This is a genomic window from Rufibacter roseolus, assembly GCF_017916365.1.
Taxonomy (GTDB): domain Bacteria; phylum Bacteroidota; class Bacteroidia; order Cytophagales; family Hymenobacteraceae; genus Nibribacter; species Nibribacter roseolus.
The window spans coordinates 1,120,402-1,141,205 of the sequence record NZ_JAFMSU010000003.1 but is presented as its reverse complement, the minus strand read 5'-3'; the positions used below and the strand labels follow the sequence as shown (position 1 = coordinate 1,141,205).

At 54.4% G+C, this 20,804-nt stretch carries 17 protein-coding genes; 5 read left to right on the top strand and 12 right to left on the bottom strand.

The window, feature by feature from the left end; translation table 11 throughout:
• The first annotated feature begins 220 nt into the window (after positions 1-220).
• Positions 221-754, top strand: a complete 534-nt coding sequence (locus tag J3P35_RS20635; protein ID WP_210466610.1) for a GNAT family N-acetyltransferase — start codon at positions 221-223, stop codon at positions 752-754.
• A 54-nt stretch (positions 755-808) separates the two neighbouring features.
• Here J3P35_RS20635 and J3P35_RS20630 read toward each other — a convergent pair whose 3' ends face one another.
• The gene (locus J3P35_RS20630; protein ID WP_210466609.1) at positions 809-1,120 is read right to left on the bottom strand and encodes a hypothetical protein; all 312 of its coding nucleotides are present in this window, start codon (positions 1,118-1,120) and stop codon (positions 809-811) included.
• Between the two features lie 383 nt (positions 1,121-1,503).
• On the bottom strand, positions 1,504-3,711 hold the full coding sequence (locus J3P35_RS20625) for a B12-binding domain-containing radical SAM protein (RefSeq protein WP_210466608.1): 2,208 nt from the start codon (positions 3,709-3,711) through the stop codon (positions 1,504-1,506).
• A 373-nt stretch (positions 3,712-4,084) separates the two neighbouring features.
• Between J3P35_RS20625 and J3P35_RS20620 the strand changes: the two genes are divergently transcribed.
• From J3P35_RS20620 to J3P35_RS20610, 3 genes are all read left to right on the top strand, one after another.
• Entirely contained in the window at positions 4,085-5,509 is a 1,425-nt protein-coding gene (locus J3P35_RS20620) for an FAD/NAD(P)-binding protein (RefSeq protein WP_210466607.1), read from the top strand.
• 140 nt (positions 5,510-5,649) lie between these two features.
• Positions 5,650-5,937, top strand: a complete 288-nt coding sequence (locus J3P35_RS20615) for a YciI family protein (protein WP_210466606.1) — start codon at positions 5,650-5,652, stop codon at positions 5,935-5,937.
• 155 nt (positions 5,938-6,092) lie between these two features.
• Positions 6,093-8,738: a cation-translocating P-type ATPase gene (locus J3P35_RS20610; RefSeq protein WP_210466605.1), complete on the top strand. Its 2,646-nt coding sequence runs from the start codon at positions 6,093-6,095 to the stop codon at positions 8,736-8,738.
• A 153-nt stretch (positions 8,739-8,891) separates the two neighbouring features.
• Here J3P35_RS20610 and J3P35_RS20605 read toward each other — a convergent pair whose 3' ends face one another.
• Both J3P35_RS20605 and J3P35_RS20600 read right to left on the bottom strand, forming a co-directional pair.
• Positions 8,892-9,734: a transglutaminase-like domain-containing protein gene (locus tag J3P35_RS20605; protein ID WP_210466604.1), complete on the bottom strand. Its 843-nt coding sequence runs from the start codon at positions 9,732-9,734 to the stop codon at positions 8,892-8,894.
• Positions 9,731-10,474, bottom strand: coding sequence for a peptidase (locus J3P35_RS20600; RefSeq protein ID WP_210466603.1), 744 nt, complete (start codon positions 10,472-10,474; stop codon positions 9,731-9,733). The genes J3P35_RS20605 and J3P35_RS20600 overlap by 4 nt, the downstream gene beginning before the upstream one ends.
• Before the next feature lie 443 nt (positions 10,475-10,917).
• On the opposite strand from J3P35_RS20600, the gene J3P35_RS20595 reads away from it, so the two are divergent.
• Positions 10,918-12,477, top strand: a complete 1,560-nt coding sequence (locus J3P35_RS20595; RefSeq protein ID WP_210466602.1) for a protein adenylyltransferase SelO — start codon at positions 10,918-10,920, stop codon at positions 12,475-12,477.
• A gap of 311 nt (positions 12,478-12,788) precedes the next feature.
• Here J3P35_RS20595 and J3P35_RS20590 read toward each other — a convergent pair whose 3' ends face one another.
• The 8 genes from J3P35_RS20590 to J3P35_RS20555 all read right to left on the bottom strand — a co-directional run bounded on the left by J3P35_RS20590 (position 12,789) and on the right by J3P35_RS20555 (position 20,673).
• A complete protein-coding gene (locus J3P35_RS20590) occupies positions 12,789-13,331 on the bottom strand; it encodes a hypothetical protein (RefSeq protein WP_210466601.1) in 543 nt (180 codons plus the stop codon).
• A gap of 261 nt (positions 13,332-13,592) precedes the next feature.
• The gene (locus J3P35_RS20585; RefSeq protein ID WP_210466600.1) at positions 13,593-13,805 is read right to left on the bottom strand and encodes a heavy-metal-associated domain-containing protein; all 213 of its coding nucleotides are present in this window, start codon (positions 13,803-13,805) and stop codon (positions 13,593-13,595) included.
• 70 nt (positions 13,806-13,875) lie between these two features.
• On the bottom strand, positions 13,876-16,119 hold the full coding sequence (locus J3P35_RS20580) for a heavy metal translocating P-type ATPase (protein ID WP_210466599.1): 2,244 nt from the start codon (positions 16,117-16,119) through the stop codon (positions 13,876-13,878).
• A gap of 319 nt (positions 16,120-16,438) precedes the next feature.
• Positions 16,439-17,497: a flavin-containing monooxygenase gene (locus J3P35_RS20575; RefSeq protein WP_210466598.1), complete on the bottom strand. Its 1,059-nt coding sequence runs from the start codon at positions 17,495-17,497 to the stop codon at positions 16,439-16,441.
• A gap of 343 nt (positions 17,498-17,840) precedes the next feature.
• Positions 17,841-18,209, bottom strand: a complete 369-nt coding sequence (locus J3P35_RS20570; RefSeq protein WP_210466597.1) for a four-helix bundle copper-binding protein — start codon at positions 18,207-18,209, stop codon at positions 17,841-17,843.
• 129 nt (positions 18,210-18,338) lie between these two features.
• Positions 18,339-19,289: a cation diffusion facilitator family transporter gene (locus J3P35_RS20565; RefSeq protein WP_210466596.1), complete on the bottom strand. Its 951-nt coding sequence runs from the start codon at positions 19,287-19,289 to the stop codon at positions 18,339-18,341.
• A 318-nt stretch (positions 19,290-19,607) separates the two neighbouring features.
• The gene (locus J3P35_RS20560; RefSeq protein ID WP_210466595.1) at positions 19,608-19,937 is read right to left on the bottom strand and encodes a four-helix bundle copper-binding protein; all 330 of its coding nucleotides are present in this window, start codon (positions 19,935-19,937) and stop codon (positions 19,608-19,610) included.
• A gap of 166 nt (positions 19,938-20,103) precedes the next feature.
• Positions 20,104-20,673 carry an AraC family transcriptional regulator gene (locus tag J3P35_RS20555; protein WP_210466594.1) on the bottom strand — a complete coding sequence of 190 codons (570 nt, stop codon included), beginning with the start codon at positions 20,671-20,673 and terminating at the stop codon, positions 20,104-20,106.
• Between the last annotated feature and the right edge of the window lie 131 nt (positions 20,674-20,804).

Genomic DNA, 20,804 nt, shown 5'->3' with positions numbered 1-20,804 from the left:
CAGAATCAATTTAAATAACAAACGGAAGCCTTGCCGATGGGTTGGGCAGGCGACACTAACGAGACGAATTTGAAGATCCTGCCCGGTACAAGGTTCCTGTTTTGGGGCCGATTTCCCAAAAACAGGCTCTAAACAGGAAGCTGCTTCCGGAGAACAACTGCTATACGGTTTCCTGCGGAACTCTGGCGTATCTTTGCGTCCCTATTTTGAATTAAGCTTTATGCCCGCTTTACCATCAAACCAATTCACCTTCAGACGCGGAACCGCCGCCGATGCCCGCTTACTCGCCGATCTGGGCTGGCGCACCTTTGACGAGACTTTTGCAGCCTACAACCGTCCCGAGGACATGGCCGCGTTCAAGCCCACCATGTACACCCCGGAACTCCAGGCAGCAGAATTAGCCGATCCAGACACGGAGTTCCTGATTGTGGAGGCTGAGGGAGAAGCTGTGGCCTACGTGAAGTGGAACACCGCAGCGGCACCAACTGGAATATCCGGGAAGAAGCCTTTTCAGATCAGCCGGCTTTATCTGCTCCAGGCCTGGACCGGCCGCGGTTTAGGCGATACTTTGATGAAAATGAGCTTAGAACGCGCGCAGCAAAAGGGGCATGACGTGGTGTGGCTCACCGTCTGGGAAAGCAACGAACGGGCTATCCGGTTTTACCAGAAGTACGGTTTTAGGGAATCGGGGGAGTTGACTTTTGTGCTGGGCGAGGACGTGCAGCGCGATTTGTACATGCAGCGGGAAGTATAGGCGCAGACGCTCGCAGGTCCTCCGGACGCTACGAGGTCTTTTGAGCAAACGGCATTACAATTCGTCTTCTTCTATAAGAGGAATGATGCTGCGGAAGTCAGCATTTGCTTTGTGGAAACTTTTCAGGGGGCCCTTGCCTCCAAACCATTTGAGAACTGTGTCTCGTTCCAAGTTAGTCTGCTTTTGTGATAAGAGGCTATGGTAAGATGAGTAAGGCCAATCTTTGAAATCCTGAATTAACCCGTGATGTTGCGGGTTGAAGTGAATGTAGAAGATAAGGCTTGTAAAGTATGATTCGGAGGTGACCTCTTTCCTTCTAAACCGCTTCTGGAACAGACTGTCTACTCTGTCGTAGCGGGCGTTCATGGCTTTGGTAAAAGCGTTCAGGAGATGTCCCCATTGCCTCTGAATGCGAACAGGTATCAACTCCTGGTTTTGCTCGCTTCTTTTAAATAGAGTCTCTGCCTCCCTCACCTGAATCAGGAAATGTACATGATTAGGTAACAGGCAGTAGCAGTAAGTATGCACAAACGGAGCCACGTATTTCCGGTACAACTGCAGGAAGTAAAAGTAGCTTTCCTGATTCACGAAAACCGTTTCGCTGTTATTGCCTCGGGTATAAACATGATAGAACTTACAAGGCTCAAATTCCTTTGTCTTCTGCATCTACCCATATACGAGAACCAATAGCGTTTGCTCAAAAGACCTCGTAGCGTCCGGAGGACCTGCGAGCGTCTGCGCCAACAGCCTTACACCACTAACAACCCTCTTTCCCGCATATCCAACCAAGTATCCGTAATCAGGAATTCCTGGAAGGTGAACATATGCCCCTCGGGATAATCAACGGCCAGGTCTTTCAATAAATACTTGGTGCCGAGGTCTTCTGACAGGCGGGTGAGCCAGGAATGCAGCCATTGGCCAACTTCCGGCGAGGTGCGGATTTCATACTCCTCGGTTTTCTCGGTGAAGGTGAGCAGAGCGTTTTGGAAGGTGCGGCCTTTCTTCGTTTTGGTCACCACCTCTAGCTCCGGGGCATTGCCCAGCCACAGCACACGGAGGTTCTGCTTCTCAGAATCAGGTTTGCCAATGGCTTCTACGGCTTGCGCAATCATGTTCTTCGGGTGGGAGGCACGTGGCACCTTGAAATCAAACCAGAAGGAAAGCGGTTCTTCCAACCCGATGCCGTGCATGTAGTTGTATAGCGCTTTCGCCAAACCAGCCCCGTAGAGTTCATGGTCAGCGCCCTGCGGGTCCTCATGCCACAAATCATTATCAGCAAACAAGCCGGGTTCTGGGCCCACTTTCACTACGCCGTATTTCTCAGGGTTCTTACCCACAGGGCTATGGGCGGTCATGGAGAACCGGTGCCAGTATCCACTCTGAATCACGTTCTGCTCAAAAAGTTGCCGCACCACTTCCAAAGAGTCAATGGTTTCCTGGGCCGTCTGCGTAGGGAAACCGTACATCAAGTACGCGTGCACCATAATGCCGGCGGCGGTGAAGTCGCGGGTGACGCGGGCCACTTGGGCGATGCTCACGCCTTTCTCCATCTTCGCCAGGAGGCGGTCAGAAGCTACTTCCAATCCACCCGACACCGCAATACAACCGCTGGCGGCCAGCAAACGGCATAAGTCAGCGGAGAAGGTTTTCTCGAAGCGGATGTTGCCCCACCAGGTAATCTTCACGCCTCGGCGCAGCAGCTCAATGGCCAAATCTCGGAGGGCAAGCGGTGGCGCGGCCTCGTCCACGAAGTGGAAACCGGTTTGGCCCGTCTGTGCGATGATCTGCTCAATACGGTCGACCAGCAAAGTGGCCGGGGCGGTCTCGTAGCGGGAAATGTAATCCAGCGTAATGTCGCAGAAGGAGCAGCGTTTCCAGTAGCAGCCGTGGGCCACGGTGAGCTTGTTCCAGCGGCCGTCTGACCAAAGGCGGTGCATGGGGTTGAGTACTTCCACCACGCTCAGGTACTCATGGATTTTCAGGTCGCTGTAATCAGGCGTGCCTACCTCGATGTGCGGGATGTCGGCATCGGTGGAGCCGTTGAGATACTGTACCTCACCGTTCAGCAGCAGGAAGGTGCGTTGCAGTTGCTCTACGTCGCGTTGGCCCTGGAAAAACTCCAGCAGTTTGAGCCACGGACCTTCGCCGTCATCCAGTGTGATGAAATCAATGTATTTGAAAATGCGGGGCTCGCGCAGGCTTCTGAGTTCGGTGTTGGGGTAACCGCCGCCCATGAGCGTTTTCACGTGCGGGTACTTTTGCTTGATGAACTGCGCCAACCGCAACGCACCGTACAGGTTTCCGGGGAAAGGAACGGAGAAACCTACCACCTCGGGCTGCACTTCCTGCATCCGTTCGGCTAGCAAATCCAGTAGCATCTGGTCTACCAGATTAGGCTCGGTTTGCAGTTCTTCTTCCAACGGGTCAAAGGACGTGGCGCTGAGGGCCAGTTTATCTGCATACCGGCTAAAACCGAAGTGCGGGCACACGGTCTCCTTGATCAGATCGGCTAAATCCTCCAGGTACAGCGTGGCTAGGTGCCGGGCTCTATCAGTGATGCCCATGGTCCCGAAAGCTTCCTCCAGATCGGCTAACTGCAGAAACCGGCTAGCCTCTGGCAGAAATGAACCCATGGCGATGGGGTGCGCTAGCGTGCTGTCGCGGCCCTGCAGGAAACGAATGACCGGTTCAATGGTGTCCAGGTAGGATTTGCGCAGGCACAGCATCCGCTGGCTGTTATCCGATAGTTCGTAGGTGCCGTCCAGAATGGCTTGAAACACTTGGTTCAGGCCTTTGCGGGAAAACAGGCGCAGTACCAACTCCAGACCAAAATCGGCTTGGGTCACGTCAAAACCACGGCCGCGCAGAAAACCTTTGATATAGGCGGTGGCAGGGTAGGGCGTGTTCAGCTGCGTAAGCGGCGGCGTTATGAGCAGGATTTTAGGAGCGGAAGTCAAGGGTATCAATTTTGGGCAAAGGTAGTGAAAGGAGTGCTGAGTCTTGCGTTAAGCACAGGTGGGTCCGTTTCAGGGTTGATTTCTGGAAAACAGCCTAGAAACGGAATTCCGGGTATTTGTTTAAGAAACAGCCGACCTTACCTTTGAGTTCGCTGGAAGGGGCCGGAAGCCATAAACAAGGGCAATAAGCTGAAAGTCTAGGGGCAAGTGAGGGAAAAGCATTTGAAATTAAAGCCCAGTTGCCGCTTAACCACCTCCGGCAACTCTCGTATAAGTACGGACTCGCTGAACGGCATTCTTTCCGCCAACTCCTTTGGCCAAGTTTCGGCACGTCACCCCCATCGCGTTCTCTTTACAGCTTATATCAGACCATATGGAGCATACAAGCATCGCCATTGTTGGAGGAGGATTAAGTGGGACCCTGACGGTTATTCACCTGTTGAAGGCAGCCCGGAAAGCCACCACGGTGTATTTGCTGGAAAAAGAGGCCCGGAAACTGCACCGGGGAGTGGCCTACAGCAGCAGTCTGCCTTTCCAACCCCTTAATGTGCCGGCGTCCCGCATGACCTTGTTTCCGGATGTGCCTGATCATTTCGTGGATTGGCTCCGGGAGCACCAAACCACCTATGCTGGTCAATTGCCTTCGCCTGTGACTCCAGATGCATTTATCCCGCGGTGTATTTTCGGCGACTACGTGGAAGATTGCCTGGCCTCCGCGGAAGCCAATGCCTGTGAAGGCGTGAAGTTGGTGCGGGTAAACCAAGAGGTGATCTCTTTGGGAAGAAGAACCAGTGGCCCTTCCTTTGTGGTGTCCCTCAATACCGGGAGTTGGTTGTCTGTGCAGAAAGTGGTGCTGGCCCTGGGTAACCTGCCGCCCGCTGATATTCCCATTCCCAACAAACCTTTCTACAGAAGCCCTCTGTACAAAGCCTCGCCCTGGTCTCCGGAGATTTTGAATGAGCTGCCCGTTCAGGCCCCTGTTCTGCTCCTGGGCTCCAGCCTGACCATGGTGGATTTGGTAGGCAGCCTAGTCAAGAAAGGGCACCAAGGCAAGATATACGTGGTGTCCCGGCATGGCTTGCTTCCGCAGGCCCATCAGGTAGACACGGTGCCTTACCCTCTGGCTCCGGTGCGTCTACAGAATCCTCTTTCTCCTTTGAAAGCAATGCGCCTGCTCAGAAAAGAGATCAGCAAAGCCGCCCAAGAGGGATACTCCTGGCACAGCGTGGTAGATGCCCTGCGCGATTCCCTCTCCAGTATCTGGCAGAATTTCTCGCTCCAAGAGAAAAAACAGTTTCTGCGTCATGTAAAACCCTATTGGGAAATCCACCGGCACCGCATGCCGCTTTCCTCTTCTTTCATGCTCCGGCAACTCCAAGAGAAAGGTCAGTTAGAGGTCAAGGCCGCCTCCCTGGTAGACCTCCACGCCAACGGGGAGATGGCGCAAGCAAAGATCAGGAAAAGGCACAGCACCGATACCCAAACGCTGGAGGTAGCCATGGTTATCAACTGCACCGGGCCGCTCTGTGATTACACAAAAAGCCAGCACCCGCTGATTCAACAACTGCTGGAGCAAGGTTTGATGCAGGCAGATGAGTTAAAAATGGGCATCACGGCTACAAAGGAGGGGAATGTGCTCAATGCTGCCGGTTTGCCCGTGGAGAACTTGTTTGCCATAGGCCCCCCGCTGAAAGGAATGTTGTATGAGTCCACGGCCCTACGCGAGATAAGGCAACAAGCGGCTTCCCTGGCCAGCCTGCTTTTATTTGGCGAGACCATGCTGGCGGCAGCCCTGTAGACAAGCTGGTTGTAAGATGGCGCCTTGGCTGGCTTGAATCCTGAAGCGCTGTTTCCAAGCCCATTTCCGGAAAACGGCTCCAAAACAAGAAGTAGACGAAAGATGCTGTAGTTTTACCCGCGTCTAATTTTTCTAATCCTATGTTCCTGATTGAACTCACCTATAAAGCGCCGTTTTCAGAAATAGAACCGTTCCTGCCAGAGCACATGGCCTTTGTGGAGAAAGGTTTTTCTAATGGCTTGTTCCTGGCCTCGGGCCGAAAGGTACCCCGCGACGGCGGCCTCATTTTCTGCAAGGCAGACAGCAAAGCCCAGGTAGAGGAATTCATGCAGGAAGACCCCTTCGTGTACCAGGATCTGGTAGAATTGAGGATAGCGGAGTTTGTGGCGTCCCGCGCCGAAGCCGGTATGGAAGCCCTGTTGGGGTAATTCGTTTTAGGGCTGTTTTTGGCAAATCGGCTCAGAACCAGGTACAATCCAGGGTAGAATAGTGACTAGAAACCGGAGGCTTGTCGTTTTTTTCCGTAGTACCGGGTAAGCAGACAGGGACTTCTGCTTTTTACTTCAAACCAAACCCAGTTTCCATGGATTTCTACCAACGCCCCACAGAGGAGATTTTGCGGGAACTTCAATCTTCTCCCCAGGGACTCACCGCCGCCGAGGCCCAGGCCCGGCTCCAGACCCACGGCTACAATGAACTCAAAGAGGCCGAGAAAGACTCTGTCCTGAAACTACTGCTGGAGACTTTCAAAGACCCCATGGTGATTGTGCTGCTGTTTGCCGCCGCCGTGCAGTTGGTCTTGGGCGAAGTTATAGAAGCGGTCATCATCTTTGCCGTGCTGGTGCTCAACGCCATTGTGAGTGTGGTACAGACCAAGAAAGCCGAGGGCGCCCTGGATGCCCTACGCCAGATGTCAGCCCCCTCGGCCAAAGTGCTGCGCGAAGGCGTCACCAACACCATTCCGGCCCGCGAACTGGTGCCCGGCGATCTGGTAGTGCTGGAGGCCGGCGATTACGTCTCCGCCGACGGGCGCTTGCTGGAGAGCGGCTCCCTGCGCACCGATGAAGGCATGCTCACCGGCGAGTCTTTGCCCGTGGAAAAACACGTGAACCCCATTCCGGAGGAAGTGGCCCTGGGCGACCGCAAAAACATGGTGTACAGCGGCGCGCTGGTGGTCTACGGCCGGGGTGCGTTTGTGGTCACCGCTACTGCCACCAAAACCGAGATTGGGAAAATAGCTGATCTGCTGGCCACCGCCGAGTCAAAGCAAACCCCGCTACAGCGCAAACTCGCCGATTTCAGCAAAAAATTAGGTTGGGTCATTCTGGCGCTGTGTATCGTCATCTTCGGGGTGGAGGCCTTCCGCGTTTGGACTGGTACCGCGGCCCAGGACACCACCGGAGCCTTGCTCAAAGCCTTCATGTTTGCCGTAGCCGTGGCAGTGGCCGCCATCCCCGAGGCGCTTTCGTCCATCGTGACCATCGTGTTGGCGGTGGGCACAAACAAAATGGCCCGGCGCCACGCCATCATCCGCAAACTGCCCGCCGTGGAAACCCTCGGCTCCACCAGCGTCATCTGCACCGATAAAACCGGCACGCTCACCCAGAACAAAATGACGGTGGTAGACTATTATGTGCCCGGCAAATCAGAAGACGAATTCCCTGATGACCCCTCGCGGTGGACAGCCGAGGAACGAAGGCTCATGCAGGTGGCCGTGCTCTCCAACGATGCCCAGATCAACGAAGACGGCGCCGAACTGGGCGACCCCACGGAGGTGGCCCTTATCGCCTTCAGCAACAAGAAAAACCAGCCTTACCAGCAATTGCGGGAGGAATTTGGGCGCGAAGACGAGTTGCCCTTTGACTCTGACCGCAAACTCATGTCTACCGTGCACACTATTGAAGGGCAACGGCTGATGCTGACCAAAGGCGGCCCCGATGTGGTGTTCTCCCGCTGTTCCCGCGTGCTCATTGACGGCGAGGAGCAGCCCTTCACCCCGGAACTCCAAGAAGAGGTAAGGGAGCAGAACGAGAACTTCTCCAACCGGGCGCTCCGTGTGCTGGCCTTCGCCTACAAACCGCTTTCTAATGGGGCCTCCATTTCCTTTGAAGACGAAAACGACCTGGTGCTGGTGGGCATGAAAGCCATGATTGATCCGCCGCGCGAGGCCGTGTACTCTTCCATTGAGGAAGCCAAACGCGCCGGCATCCGCACGGTCATGATCACCGGCGACCACAAGACCACCGCGCAGGCCATTGGGAGGGACATCGGGTTAATGGACGAGGACGATATCGCTTTGACCGGCCAGGAACTTGATGCCCTTTCTGAAGAAGAGCTGGACCAGAAACTGGAGCACATTGCCGTGTACGCCCGCGTGTCGCCGGAAAACAAGATCAGGATTGTGCGCGCCTGGCAACGGAAAGGTAAGATCACCGCCATGACCGGCGACGGCGTGAACGATGCCCCCGCCCTGAAACAAGCCGACATTGGCATTGCCATGGGCAGCGGCACCGATGTGGCCAAAGACGCTTCCGCCATGATCCTCACGGATGACAACTTCGTGTCCATTGTGAGTGCCGTGGCCGTGGGCCGGACCGTGTTTGACAACATCAAGAAAGCCATTGCTTACCTGTTTGCCGGGAACCTGGGCGCCATCATCGCCATCCTGTTTGCTTTGGCCCTGGACTGGATCAACCCGTTCACGCCCATTCAGTTGCTGTTCATCAACCTGCTCAATGACTCTTTGCCCGCCATCGCGTTGGGCGTGGAAAAGCCGGAACCTAACGTGATGCAGCGCAAACCCCGGGACATCAACGAAGGCATTTTCGCCGGCGATACCCTGCGCTCGGTGCTCATGCGGGGGCTGCTCATCGGTACGGCGGTGATTGTCTCGCAGTGGCTGGGCTTGCAGCAATCGCCGGAGATGAGCGTGGCCATGGCCTTTACCACCTTGATCCTAGCCCGTACGCTGCAGACCTTTGCGGCCCGTTCTAACACCCAAACCGCCTTCGGGGCCGGGTTCTTCCAAAACAAATACCTGTGGGGCGCGGTGCTGCTCTGCTTCGGACTGTACGGGCTTACGGTGCTGCCGGCGCTTCGGCCTATCTTCTCCATTCCCGCGGATTTCGGGTGGGAAGAATGGCAGAAAGCCGCCGGTCTGGCCTTTGGCGCCGTGACCTTGATGGAAGTCTGGAAGCTGATGCCGTGGGTATCCAGGAAAAATAAATAAGATGAAAGTTGCTGGGAAAGGCTTCAGAAACAAGTGCATCTGATTCCTAATCGATTTCCTGAAAACAGGCTTAAATCAGTTTAGCTCTGGTTTTAGCCTGTTTTCAGGAAATTGCCCTCTAAACAAAACACTCACTAAAACGCTGTCTTGCCTTTAGGAAAACGAGTAGCCTTGTGAGGTGCTATCACTGTCTACTGCTTCAAAATCAGAATCTAGCAGGGTGACGCTTACTTCATGGTCCTGGAACTGGAGGTTGCCGAAAGTGCTGGCGAAAGCGGTCTCGGTGGCATCGGCGCCGGAGGCTATCTTCACCATTCCGTTGAGGGGTGCCATTTTAGTAGCGTCCAAGAGAACCCAGTGGCCGCCTAGGTAGGCCTCAAAACAGGCGTGGAAGTCCTGGGGCTGTAATCTGTAAGAATACGCGGTCACGTAACGGGCCGGAATGGTGAGCGCGCGGCACAGGGCCACTCCCAGGTGCGCGAAATCACGGCAGACGCCCACCTGTTCGGTGATGGTGTCAAAGGCCGAGGTATGCGGCGTAGTGTAACCACCGCTGTATTCCACGTTTTCATGAATCCAGTCGCGCACGGCCATGACCTTGTTAAAGCCGTGGTAAATGTGCCCGAATTTATGGTGCGCAAACTTGTACAGGCGGTCTGACTGGCAATACCGGCTGGGGTGCAGGTACCGCAGCACCGAGGCAGGCATCATCGGGATAGCCACATCTGCCAGCTGTTCGGCAGCGATGGTTTTCATCTCATTCTCCACCTTGGCTGAGAAGGCAAACGTGACCGTGCCGGCGTCTGGCACGTCAAGGATTTTCATGCGCTTTTCGCCGGCCGCCGCGAGTACTTCCTGCATGGTTACGCCGGGCACCGCCTCAAAGACCTCCTCCCCTACAGTTTGCGTTTCTGATTTGAAGGGTAAAATGCTCAAGATGACCGACGAAGAAGAAATGATGTCATACTTCATCTTGACAGTTACCGCTAATTTCATAGGTGGTCTTCAGTAGGCACGGGAATCTTGTTGAAAGCAGCCTCCATCCAGGTGTCCGGGATTTTGTTCAAGGCAGATTTCAGTTCAGAGGCCCATTGTTCAGAGATACTTTCCAGGTCTTTTTTGGTGTACCGGTGTTCTACCATCTCAAAACTGTTGGCACGGTAGAGCACGACATCAATGGGAAAGTCTACGTCATTGGCGCTGACGCGGGTGGAGTCAAACGATAAAAAACCGGTTTTCAGGGCTAGTTGCATAGAAGAATCATCGGTTAGGGTGCGGTTCAGGATGGCTTTGCCGTGGCCGGAGTTGCCAATCACCACAAACGGGGCGCCCTGGCCCAGTTCTACCCAGTTGCCCTCTGGGTACAGCAAAAAGAGTTTGTGCTCATCGTCATCCTTCAGCTGCCCGCCAATAATGGTATGCAGGTTAAACCTGAGGCCCGCCTGTTCCAGCTCTTCTTTGTCTTCTTTGGCTGCCCGTTTTACCTGCGCCCCAAAGTCATTGACCGCTTTGTACAGCTTGTTGTGCCCGGGCCCGCTTTCCATGAGCTCCTGGAAGTAGAGCACCGCTTTGTCCCGCACCGACCTGAGCCCGCTGGTCATGATGAAGAGCGAATGCTGCCCATGTTGCTGAATGTATATTTTCTTTTTCTCTGTGGTGTCAGAGCCCGCGGTAATTCTGGTGTCTGCTATGGCAACCAGCCCCTCTTTCACTTTTATTCCTAAACAGTAAGTCATAATAAGCCTCCCTTCTGCCAATAAGTACCTGGTGTAAACAAAGTAATATTCTAAACTGGTTATAGTTAAAATATTGTAAATAAGGTAAGTAATGGATTTAAAGATAGGAAAGATTAACGTAGGTATTTGCCGCAACACCATGTTTTTGCCGAAGCCAATTGGATATGAGCCCATCATTGGATATGAGCCCATCAATAGATGCCTGAGGACGAATTTGCCTGTGTTTGTAAGGCGGAGATGCTTCTGGTGAAGAGAGTATCATCTGGTAAACCAGAGCCGCAATAGGGTAGGGATAGGATCTTCTAACAGAAACCCGTTCTTTGAAAAAGATTGAGGGCTAAACTCAACTACTTTCTCTTTATTTCTGTTAAAAGAAAGCTCCGCTGGTATCTTTTGTGAAATAAAGGACAACTAGCCGGAAGCGCACTTATATCCAGAAACGTATGCAGTCTTTAAGCGAAAAAGAATATAAAAATGAGTTTGTTCAGGCCTTTGACGGTGATGACAGCGGCAACGTGAAACCGCGCCAGACACCGGGCGTCCTGTACAGCAAAGCCTTGCCCACCCCGGTCAGGAAAGTGGAGTTACTGGCCTGGTCAGAAGAATTGGCGCAGGAACTGGGCATTGAGAAACCCACTGATCAGAAGGACATCGACATTCTGGGTGGAAACCACGTAGCGCCTTCCATGTACCCGTACGCTGCCTGTTACGCCGGACACCAGTTCGGGAACTGGGCCGGACAGTTGGGCGATGGTCGGGCTATTACGCTGGGCGAGTGGGTGGCACCAGACGGGAAATCCTGGGAACTTCAGCTGAAAGGCGCAGGCCTCACGCCCTATTCCCGCCGGGCCGATGGACGGGCCGTATTGCGGTCCTCGGTGCGGGAATACCTTATGAGCGAGGCTATGCACTATTTGGGTGTGCCCACTACCCGCGCCCTGAGCCTGGTGTCTACCGGCGACCAGGTCCTGCGTGATATGTTCTACAACGGCAACCCTGCTTTTGAGCCCGGTGCCATTGTGATGCGGGTAGCCCCTAGTTTCCTGCGCTTCGGGAGCTTTGAGATGCCGGCCGCCAGAAGAGAGAACGAGAACCTCCAAAAACTGGTAGACTGGACCATTGACCGCTACTATCCGCATTTACAGGGAGAGGGCCGGATTCTGGCCTGGTTTAAGGAAATCATGGAGAAAACAGCTGCGCTCATGGTGGAGTGGATGCGCGTAGGCTTTGTGCACGGCGTTATGAACACCGACAACATGTCTATCCTGGGCCTCACCATTGACTATGGTCCATTCTCGTTCCTGGACGACTACGACCCCGATTTCACCCCCAACACCACCGATTTGCCGGGCCGCCGCTATGCTTTCGGGAAGCAGGCTTCCATTGCGTACTGGAACCTGGGTTGCCTGGCCAGCGCCATCGCGCCTCTGTTGCCGGGCACCGAGGAACTGGTCGCCGTGCTGGAAACCTACAGCGACATCTTCCACGAGAAGTATTACGCCATGATGGCCCAAAAACTGGGCTTGGACCAGGTGAAAGAAGGCGACCAGGAACTCATCACCCGCTTCACCGATACCCTCTACACCCTTAACCTGGACATGACCATCCTCTTCCAGTTGCTCATGGACCTGCCAGAGGAGGTAGGCACCGAAGCCGAGGTGACCGCGCATTTCCAGGATAGCTTCTACCGGGAAATTGAAGCAGGCGAGCGCGCCACGCTGTTCACCCTGATGCAGGATTACGCCACCCGCCTTAAAGCCAACACTGGCACCCGTGAAGAAGCAAAGGATCGCATGCGGAAAGCCAACCCCAGAATCATCCTGAGGAACTACCTTCTGCACCAAGCCATAGAAGAACTGGAACGCGGCGAGAACAAGCTCTTCCTGAAACTGCAGGAAGCCATGAAAGACCCATACTCCCGCCACCACGACGAGCTCTTCGCCAAACGCCCCGACTGGGCCAGCCAGAAAGCCGGTTGCTCCATGCTCTCCTGCAGTTCTTAAGTAGACAGCACAATTTAAAAGTACACGCATTCCGTCTCCCTTTGAAGGGGGTAGGGGGATGACAAAGGCGCTTGAAGAACCGTCCATCTCTTGCTACCGTGCAAGGGCAACCACAAGGGATTGCCCCTACATTTCGGGAATGCGTGACCTGCACGAGTAATCATCCCCCTACCCCCTTCAAAGGGGACGATATGCGTGACTGGTAATTACTGCTTGAATATGGCTTGGTAAGGAAGGATCAGTTCTATTTAGAGGCTGTTTTCAGGAAAGCCCAACAAAAACAGGGAATGGACCCTGGAAGAAAGGAGAGGTTAGTACATCTCCATGACTTTCAGGGTCCATTTTTCATTAATAGTATAAGTACCTTTTCTTAATACGTGCAGGCCTTCTCCGGCGGCATATAGCACCACAGCGGTACCCATGGTCTGTAAACCATCCTGCCGGTCAGCTTTGTCATTGAGGTTGGTGAGGGTATTGATGGCGCCTACTAGGGTGAAGATGGTGCCCGCGGTCTTGAGGAACAGCCCGGCAAAGTTGGCTACTTTCCGGCCGCCGGTATGGTTCCGGAGTCTGATTTTTTCCACGTCTTTCAGCTGAACTTCAAGCCCCTCCACATAGAAAGAATTCCCCCTGATATCCAATACGGTCTGGGTGCGCAGGCCTTCGTCCTTGAACCGCTTAAAGGTGATCGTCTCGCCAGGGTAGATTCTGAACCGGGTCAGGGTTCCGGTTTTGGATAGCAGCAGGTACCGGTGTGTGCCCGTCTGGGTTTTGAGCGAATCTCCGGTCTGAGCCTGGCAAGTACTGGTGAAGCCTAAAAAGAGAAAGAACCCTAACAGAAGATATTTTGCCATGCCGATGGGGGGGAAGTTACCTGTAAACGATGTGCCCGCAAACTTATTCATAAATCTGACTACTTATCTGTTTGGGCAAACAATGCCTCCATGTTTTAAAGCCGATTTCTGAAAAAGAAGCCTAAAGCTGCCACGCTTCAAACCCGAATTCCGCTTTGGAAAACTGCATTCCCAAGGAAAAGAACAAGGAGTAGCCAGCCCCAGAAACAAAAAGGCCACCTGATCTTTCAGGCGGCCTTTTTTGTTAAGCCGAGCAGGAAATTAAGCCTGCACCGGGGTGGCAGTATAGCCAGCCTTGGTTACTGCCTGGATCACTTTCTCTGCTGTAACATCACCTTCCACGGTCAGGATTTTGTCTGGGTTGGCGGTGTCAACGGCCCAGTTCTGGATACCGGAGGTGCTGTCTAAAGCAGGAGTCACGGCGCTGATGCAGCCACCGCACTTGATATTGGTTTTGAATTTAAGGGTGCTCATATGGGAGTAATTAAGAAGTAAAAATTAGGAATCGGAAGGATCAGCAAAGGACAATCATCAATCAGCAATCCTACAAAGTTAACGACCGAAGGCGCAAACTGTTGGTAACCACAGAAACCGAGCTCAGGGCCATGGCCGCTCCCGCCAGCATGGGGTCCAGCAGGAAGCCCCAGATGGGGTAGAGCAGACCCGCTGCCACCGGTATCCCGATCACGTTGTAAATGAACGCCCAGAACAGGTTCTGGTGGATGGTGCGTACCGTGGCTTTACTCAGTTTGATGGCGTTAGGAATGGCCCGCAGGTCTGAGTGCATAAGCGTGATTTTGGCCACGTCCATGGCGATGTCGGTGCCGCGGCCCATGGCGATGCCTACATCGGCCAGGGCCAAGGCCTGTGAGTCGTTGATGCCGTCGCCCACCATGCCCACCACCTGGCCCTGGCGTTGCAGTTCCTGGATGAAATCGGCTTTGTCCTGGGGCATCACCTCGGCTTTGAAGTGTTGCAGACCTACCTGTTGCGCCACGGCGGCGGCGGTTTGGGCGTTGTCGCCGGTGAGCATGTAGACGTTCAGGCCCAGGTGCTGCATGTCTTTTATAGCCTGCGCCGAGGTTTCCTTGATGGCATCGGCAATGGCGATGAGCGCTACCACCTGGCCCTGCGTTCCGGCGAACACCACCGTCTTAGCTTTGGATTTCAGTTTTTGGGCGGTTTTCTCCAAATCGGCCGAGAAACGGAGGCCGTTCTCCTGCATCAGTTTCTCGTTGCCTAGCCAGAACGTCTGCCCTTGGTATCGCGCCTGTACGCCCCGGCCGGTCACGCTAGCGAACTGCTCCAAGGTCGCGGCTTGCACGCCTTGCTCCGTGAGGTATTTGGAAACCGCCTCGGCCAGCGGGTGCTCCGATTGATTTTCCAACGTCAGCAGCACCGAAGCCAACTCGTTCTGGGCTTCCTGGGGAGCAGTCCAGATGAGCTCGGTAACTTCGGGTTTGCCTTTGGTGATGGTGCCGGTTTTGTCCAGCACCACGGCGGTGAGTTTATGGGCGGTCTCCAGGCTCTCGGCGTCTTTGATTAGGATTCCGTTCTCGGCGCCACGTCCCACGCCCACCATGATGGCGGTTGGCGTGGCCAGCCCCAACGCACACGGACAGGCGATAATGAGCACCGTGATCAAAGCCAGCAGCGCGTGCGTCACGTTGTTGTCGCCGCCCATTAAGTACCAGGCCGCGAAGCTGAGCAGCGCAATTCCGATGACGATGGGCACGAAGATGCCGGCCACCTTGTCGGTGAGTTTCTGCACGGGTGCTTTGGAACCCTGCGCTTCCTGCACCATTTTGATGATCTGGGCCAAAAGCGTCTCGGCGCCTACTTTCTCCGCCGAGATCTGCAGACTGCCCTTCTGGTTGATGGTGCCCGTGAACACCTGGTCTCCGGCGGCTTTCTCCACCGGAATGGGCTCGCCGCTGATCATGCTCTCGTCCAGGAACGAGGAACCGCTCACCACCCGGCCATCCACCGGAATCTTCTCGCCGGGCCGGATGAGCAACACATCGCCTACCAGCACTTGTTCAATGGGCAGTTCCACTTCCTGTCCGTTGCGCAGCGCCTTCACCGATTTCGGCTGCAAGCCCATCAGCTTCTTGATAGCCCCTGAGGTGCGGGATTTGGCTCTTTCCTCCAGCAGTTTCCCTATCAGAATAAAGGCGATGATGACCGTGGCGGCCTCATAGTACACGTGCGGCTCCAGCCCGCGGGACAGGAAGAACTCAGGATAAATGGTGTTGAAGGCACTGAACAGAAACGCGATGCCGGTACTCAACGCCACCAGCGTGTCCATGTTGGCTTTGCCGTGGCGGGCCAGCTTGAACGCGTTCACATAGAAATTGCGCCCGAACCAGAACACCACCGGCAGGGTGAAGGCCAGCATGATCCAGTTGCCGTAGGGCATATGGTGGAAGAACATGCCAATGACCGCCACCGGCAGCGACAAGGCCGCAGCCCAGATGGTTTTGGTTTTGATACGGCGGTAGGCTTCCTCTTCGCGGGCCTGTTGGGCTTCCTGGGTGGCTTCCTCTTTCTCCAGCAACAAGTCATAGCCAATGTCCTGGATGGCTTTCTGCAGCAGATGTAGATCGGTGCCGGGGATGTATTCTACCAGGGCGGTTTTATTGGCGTAGTTCACGGCGGCACTTTGCACGCCGGGCTGGGCCTGCAGCATGGATTCCACGCTCACGGCGCAGGCGGCACAGCTCATGCCATCTATAGGGAAGGTGTTCCTTATGGCAGGCTTGGTTTTTTCACTTGTAAGGGTTGCCATATCGGTAAGGTTTAACGTCAGTTTCAATTTCTATGACAAAGATACGGCTGGCAAGAGGCGGGGTCGTTACAGCTTTGTATATCCAGAGTTACATAATTTTAAGGAATGGTTGTTTTTGGCGGGTTTACTAAAAAGTAGGTCGAAAACAGGAACCATAGCGCGTGAGAAACCCAACCCTGACCCTTTTGAGAGTAATTATTTTTTTCAGCTGCTTTTGCGTGTAGTGACAGGTCTACTTTATCTGATACTCCCCTCCTGGGTGGAGTAGGTTGACGTTCATTCATGGTTCCGTTGGAAGAAAGTGCAGGAGATAATGGTTTCAGCTTAACTGTTGCGCGATGAACTGGGCATCTCTGCCCGCGCCTAATAGCAGGGCAGAGCCTCGGCTCCGTTGCCAGGAAAGGCCCAGGTAAAATAATCCCGCTAATGGACTGATTCCGTTCTGGTGCACAGGAGCACCGTTTTCCGCTATTGCCCCGGGGATCTGTAGCCAATTGTAATCTGGTCTGAAACCCGTTGCCCAAAGAATACTGGTGAAGGAAGTTTGGGTACCATCCTGAAAAATGACTTGCTCCTGGTCAAATGCTCTGATCTCCGGGCGGAGTGGAACCTCTCCTTTTTGTAGCAGCATTTCTAACTCACGGCTATAGATCACTTCGGCTTGTTTGAGCATCTTTTTCCCGAGGACGGAAGTGGGCGGCGCGTAGATGGCTCCGGTCTTGGTAGCCCACCAGAAAACACTTCGGCCCAGCAATTGGAGGGAGGAGAACCTCGGTGGCTTTTTCACGGACAGGTGCACCTCGTGCGTGTGGGCCAGTTCCACGGCAAGCTGCGCCCCAGAGTTACCTGCTCCCACTACCAATACTTTCCCGGCAGGGATTTGCACCGGGTTGCGGTATTGGGAGCTGTGCAGTTGCAGAACACTATCAGTAGGGTTTGTGCCGTAGTTGGGTACAAATGGCGTCTGGAAAGGCCCGGTGGCGATGACTACTTGCCTGGCCTGAAACAATTGCTTTTGGGTTTGTACCTGAAAAATGCCGCTGGCTTTAGTTAATGCCACTACTTTCTGCTCCAAGGCCAAAGGCAATTGAAAACGTTGAGCGTATTGTTCCAGGTAACCGGCGATCTCGTCTTTGGTGGGGTAATGGTCTTTGGGTAGATCCAGCGGCCAGCCGGGCAAGTTGCAGTAGGGGGCAGGGGTGAACAGACGCAGGGAATCATAGCGGTTCCGCCAGGAGTCGCCCACTCTTGGGGAGGCGTCTAGTAGCAGGAAGTTCTTTTTCCGTTGGTGCAGATAATAGCCCAAGGCCAGTCCTGCTTGACCAGCCCCGATCACCAGAACGTCGTAGATTTCCTGCTTTTGCCAAGTTTCCTGCATCTCTTTTCATCTGTGTGGAGAGGCAAAGCTAGAAACTGGCCCGCCCGGAGGCTTTACACAATTATATGGAAGAGGTGCAAGATTTCGACTTTCAGTAGCGAAGGTGCATACCGGGGAAGAGTGTCAGGAATGCGTGCGGACACGAGCCGGAGGCTAGCGCCAGCGTGGGAGCAGGCAATCTGTTGTAATAGCTTTTTAGGTGCCAAACAGCGAAGGGCAATCAAAAGGGATTGCCCCTACAGTTTGGTATAAACGAAGAAGCTCCCCTCTTAAGGCAGATAAGGGAGCTTCTTCGTTTTGGGGCCCATTTGGTGAAAACAGGCCGAAAACTTATACAGGCATATTATGGCGCTGAGGCGTAAAGCAGATCAGCCACCGCGTCTGACTTAGGAATCAGTTCCTGGCAAACTTCAATGCATCGTCGGCAGGCAGCGGCGCAGGCTTGGCAATGATCGTGGGCGTGGCGCTCGCATTCCACGGCGCAGGCCTCGCAGATCTCCACGCACTGGCGCAGCACCAGCCGGGCGTGCTCAGACCCCTTGGAGAGAAACGAGGCGGTGAGGCTGCAGTAAGCGGAGCAGTCCAGGTCCAGGTGGATACAGCGCGCCATTTTCTTGACTTCATCTTCCTGCAGGCAGGCGGTGGCGCAGTGGTCGCAGGCCGCGATGCAGGCCAACAACGCATCAATGGCCGGTTTATACTCGGTACGCATAGGCTTGAGGTTTGGTCTCCTCTTCTATACGCGATTGAAAAAGAATGGGGTTGGGGTTTTTGCCTTGCTTTTGAGAAAAGAGCCCTAAATCAATTGGGCTCTGCCTGTCACCATACCCAGGTAGTTTGCTTAGTGGTACACGCCGGCCTCTGTGCAGGCATGCCCCTCGGCACCGCGCTCTACCTGCAGTGTCACGTGCGGAATGTGGAAATGGTCGCGCAGGCCGGCTCTGATCTGGGTTAACTGGATATCGGTGTAACCGTCTTCCACCACCAAGTGGGCAGTGAGGGAGTTCTCGGTGCTGCTCATGGCCCAGACGTGCAGGTCATGGACCTCGGCCACGCCGGGCACCTCTTGCAGATAGGTCCTGATGGCGGCTAAGTCAATGCCGTGCGGCACGGCGTCCAGAGTGAGCCGAAGCGATTCTACCAGCAGCCCCCAGGTTCCCCAAACAATCACAGCCACAATGATCAGGCTCATGACGGCATCTACCCAGTACCAGCCCGTGTAGTACATGACCAGTCCGGCTACCACCACGCCCAGACTCACCAGGGCATCGGCGGCCATGTGCAGGTAGGCGCCCTTCACGTTGATGTCATGGTCTTTGTCGCGGAAGAAAAGCAGTGCGGTACCCGCGTTGACGAGGATACCTACGCCAGAGATGAGCGAGATGGCCGTTCCGTTGAGGGCTGGCGCGGTGCCCAGCCGATTGATGGCCTCCCAGCCGATGGCGCCCACTGCCAAAAGCAGCAACATTGCGTTGAGCAAAGAGACCAGCGTGGTGCTTTTGCCGTAGCCGTAGGTAAACCGATCAGTGGGTTTGCGCTGCGCCATTTTCAAGGCCAAGAAAGCCAGCAGCAGACTAATGACATCGGTGAAGTTATGGCCGGCATCGGTGAGGAGCGCCAGGGAGTTGTACCACCAGCCGGCTCCGGCCTCTACTACCACATACAGGATATTCAGCCCGATGCCCAGCAGGAAAGCCTTGTTCAGGTGACCGGAGGCAGGCAGGCTATGACCATGCTGGTGTCCGTGGTGCCCGTGTGTGTGTCCGTATCCGTGGGAATGTGAATGTGCCATAGGGGCAAAGTGCGTTTGATTTTCTTTCATACGTAGCCGGCAGGAGAAGCTGGCATGAGAGGCAAATAAAAGCCAAATGGAGAATCGCCCTGTTACATTTTATGGCCCCGGAGTTACAAAATTGGGTAGTAACTGCCGTCTTCAGAGCGCAAGAACTCTAGCCAATGAGGTTGCCAAGTGCCCAGGAAATAACAGGAGAAGAGAAGGTTTTAAGCCCGATTTTCTAAAAACGAGCCTTATATGAGGAGCAAACTTATTGGGGAATAAAAAGAAACAGCCGGGAATACCGGCTGCTCTACTCTTGGGGCTTTCCCTGGTTTAAACCGTCACCGACCTGCAGGCCTCGGCGCAGCGGCGGCAGGCTTCGGCGCATTGCTGACAGTGGGCATGGTCATGTTTGGAGCACTCGGTGGCGCAGATTTCGCAGACCTCAATACACTCGCGCAAGAGGTGCTTGCCGTGCGCCGAGCCCCGGGCCAAAAGCGTCAAAGTCAGGCGGCAGACATCGGCGCAGTCACGGTCGGTCTGGATACAGCGCGCCATCATTTTAACGTTTTCTTCCTGCAGGCAAGAGGTGGCACAGTGCTCACAGGCCAGGATACACTCATAGAGTGCGTCTAATACATGTCTTATTGGGGAATTGTGCATAGGGTTGGGTTAAGGGGTACAACATACATTCACATGCACACGCTATTTCGCCGGTCGGGCAGAAAATGATTTGTTTTTCTCCGGCCCGGTCGGGCATAGTATTAGTACGCCCACTTGGACGGGCGGTTCTTATAAAATTAGACGGTGAGTTTTATGTAATTCCTGTTTAAGACAGGTTGTCCAGCGGGGTGCGGGCAATGATGGGGTTCTTCTTGTAGTCTGTCACGGAGATGCCGGTGACTTTCTTGAACTGGTTGGAAAGGTGCTGCACGCTGCTGTACTGCAACCTGAAGGCAATCTCACTGAGGGTAAGCTCACCGTAGGAGATGAGTTCCTTCACGCGCTCAATCTTGAGCCGAATAAGGTATTTTTCAATAGTGGTGCCGGTGTGCTGCGAGAAGACCTTGCTCAGGTGCTGGTAAGACATGCCCAGTTTCTCTGCCAGGTACACCGAGGTGGTGATAGGCTGGTATTCTTCCTCCAGGTGGCGCTGGTACTCCAGCAGGGTGGTCTTGATGAGATCGGTGAGCTGTTCGTCTTTCTCCTGCAGCAGCTCAAAGCCGTGGGCCTCCAGCGCCGGAGAGATGGTAGTTATGTCTGGTTCCTGGTTTCCGGTCACTACGGCCTCACCAAGTTTCACTTCCTGCACCGCTAAACCTTGCTGTTGCAGCACCTCGGTCACGGTGGCAATGCAACGCGGGCAAACCATGTTTTTGATATACAGGTGATGTTCCATGGTGCTAAGGTAATGTGCTAATTAGAAAATGTGCTGATTGCTAATGATTCTCCCTGGTAACAAAGAAAACGCTAAAAGAGTGTAATCCACCTGCCACAACTCAGAACCCAAGACTCAGAACTCAGGACTCC

What these genes read in the sequence shown, in the direction of transcription:
- J3P35_RS20635 (WP_210466610.1), top strand. Translation starts at nt 221, where the DNA reads ATGCCCGCTTTACCATCAAACCAATTCACCTTCAGACGCGGAACCGCC.
- J3P35_RS20630 (WP_210466609.1), bottom strand. Translation starts at nt 1,120, where the DNA reads ATGAACGCCCGCTACGACAGAGTAGACAGTCTGTTCCAGAAGCGGTTT.
- J3P35_RS20620 (WP_210466607.1), top strand. Translation starts at nt 4,085, where the DNA reads ATGGAGCATACAAGCATCGCCATTGTTGGAGGAGGATTAAGTGGGACC.
- J3P35_RS20615 (WP_210466606.1), top strand. Translation starts at nt 5,650, where the DNA reads ATGTTCCTGATTGAACTCACCTATAAAGCGCCGTTTTCAGAAATAGAA.
- J3P35_RS20610 (WP_210466605.1), top strand. Translation starts at nt 6,093, where the DNA reads ATGGATTTCTACCAACGCCCCACAGAGGAGATTTTGCGGGAACTTCAA.
- J3P35_RS20605 (WP_210466604.1), bottom strand. Translation starts at nt 9,734, where the DNA reads ATGAAATTAGCGGTAACTGTCAAGATGAAGTATGACATCATTTCTTCT.
- J3P35_RS20600 (WP_210466603.1), bottom strand. Translation starts at nt 10,474, where the DNA reads ATGACTTACTGTTTAGGAATAAAAGTGAAAGAGGGGCTGGTTGCCATA.
- J3P35_RS20595 (WP_210466602.1), top strand. Translation starts at nt 10,918, where the DNA reads ATGCAGTCTTTAAGCGAAAAAGAATATAAAAATGAGTTTGTTCAGGCC.
- J3P35_RS20590 (WP_210466601.1), bottom strand. Translation starts at nt 13,331, where the DNA reads ATGGCAAAATATCTTCTGTTAGGGTTCTTTCTCTTTTTAGGCTTCACC.
- J3P35_RS20585 (WP_210466600.1), bottom strand. Translation starts at nt 13,805, where the DNA reads ATGAGCACCCTTAAATTCAAAACCAATATCAAGTGCGGTGGCTGCATC.
- J3P35_RS20580 (WP_210466599.1), bottom strand. Translation starts at nt 16,119, where the DNA reads ATGGCAACCCTTACAAGTGAAAAAACCAAGCCTGCCATAAGGAACACC.
- J3P35_RS20575 (WP_210466598.1), bottom strand. Translation starts at nt 17,497, where the DNA reads ATGCAGGAAACTTGGCAAAAGCAGGAAATCTACGACGTTCTGGTGATC.
- J3P35_RS20570 (WP_210466597.1), bottom strand. Translation starts at nt 18,209, where the DNA reads ATGCGTACCGAGTATAAACCGGCCATTGATGCGTTGTTGGCCTGCATC.
- J3P35_RS20565 (WP_210466596.1), bottom strand. Translation starts at nt 19,289, where the DNA reads ATGGCACATTCACATTCCCACGGATACGGACACACACACGGGCACCAC.
- J3P35_RS20560 (WP_210466595.1), bottom strand. Translation starts at nt 19,937, where the DNA reads ATGCACAATTCCCCAATAAGACATGTATTAGACGCACTCTATGAGTGT.
- J3P35_RS20555 (WP_210466594.1), bottom strand. Translation starts at nt 20,673, where the DNA reads ATGGAACATCACCTGTATATCAAAAACATGGTTTGCCCGCGTTGCATT.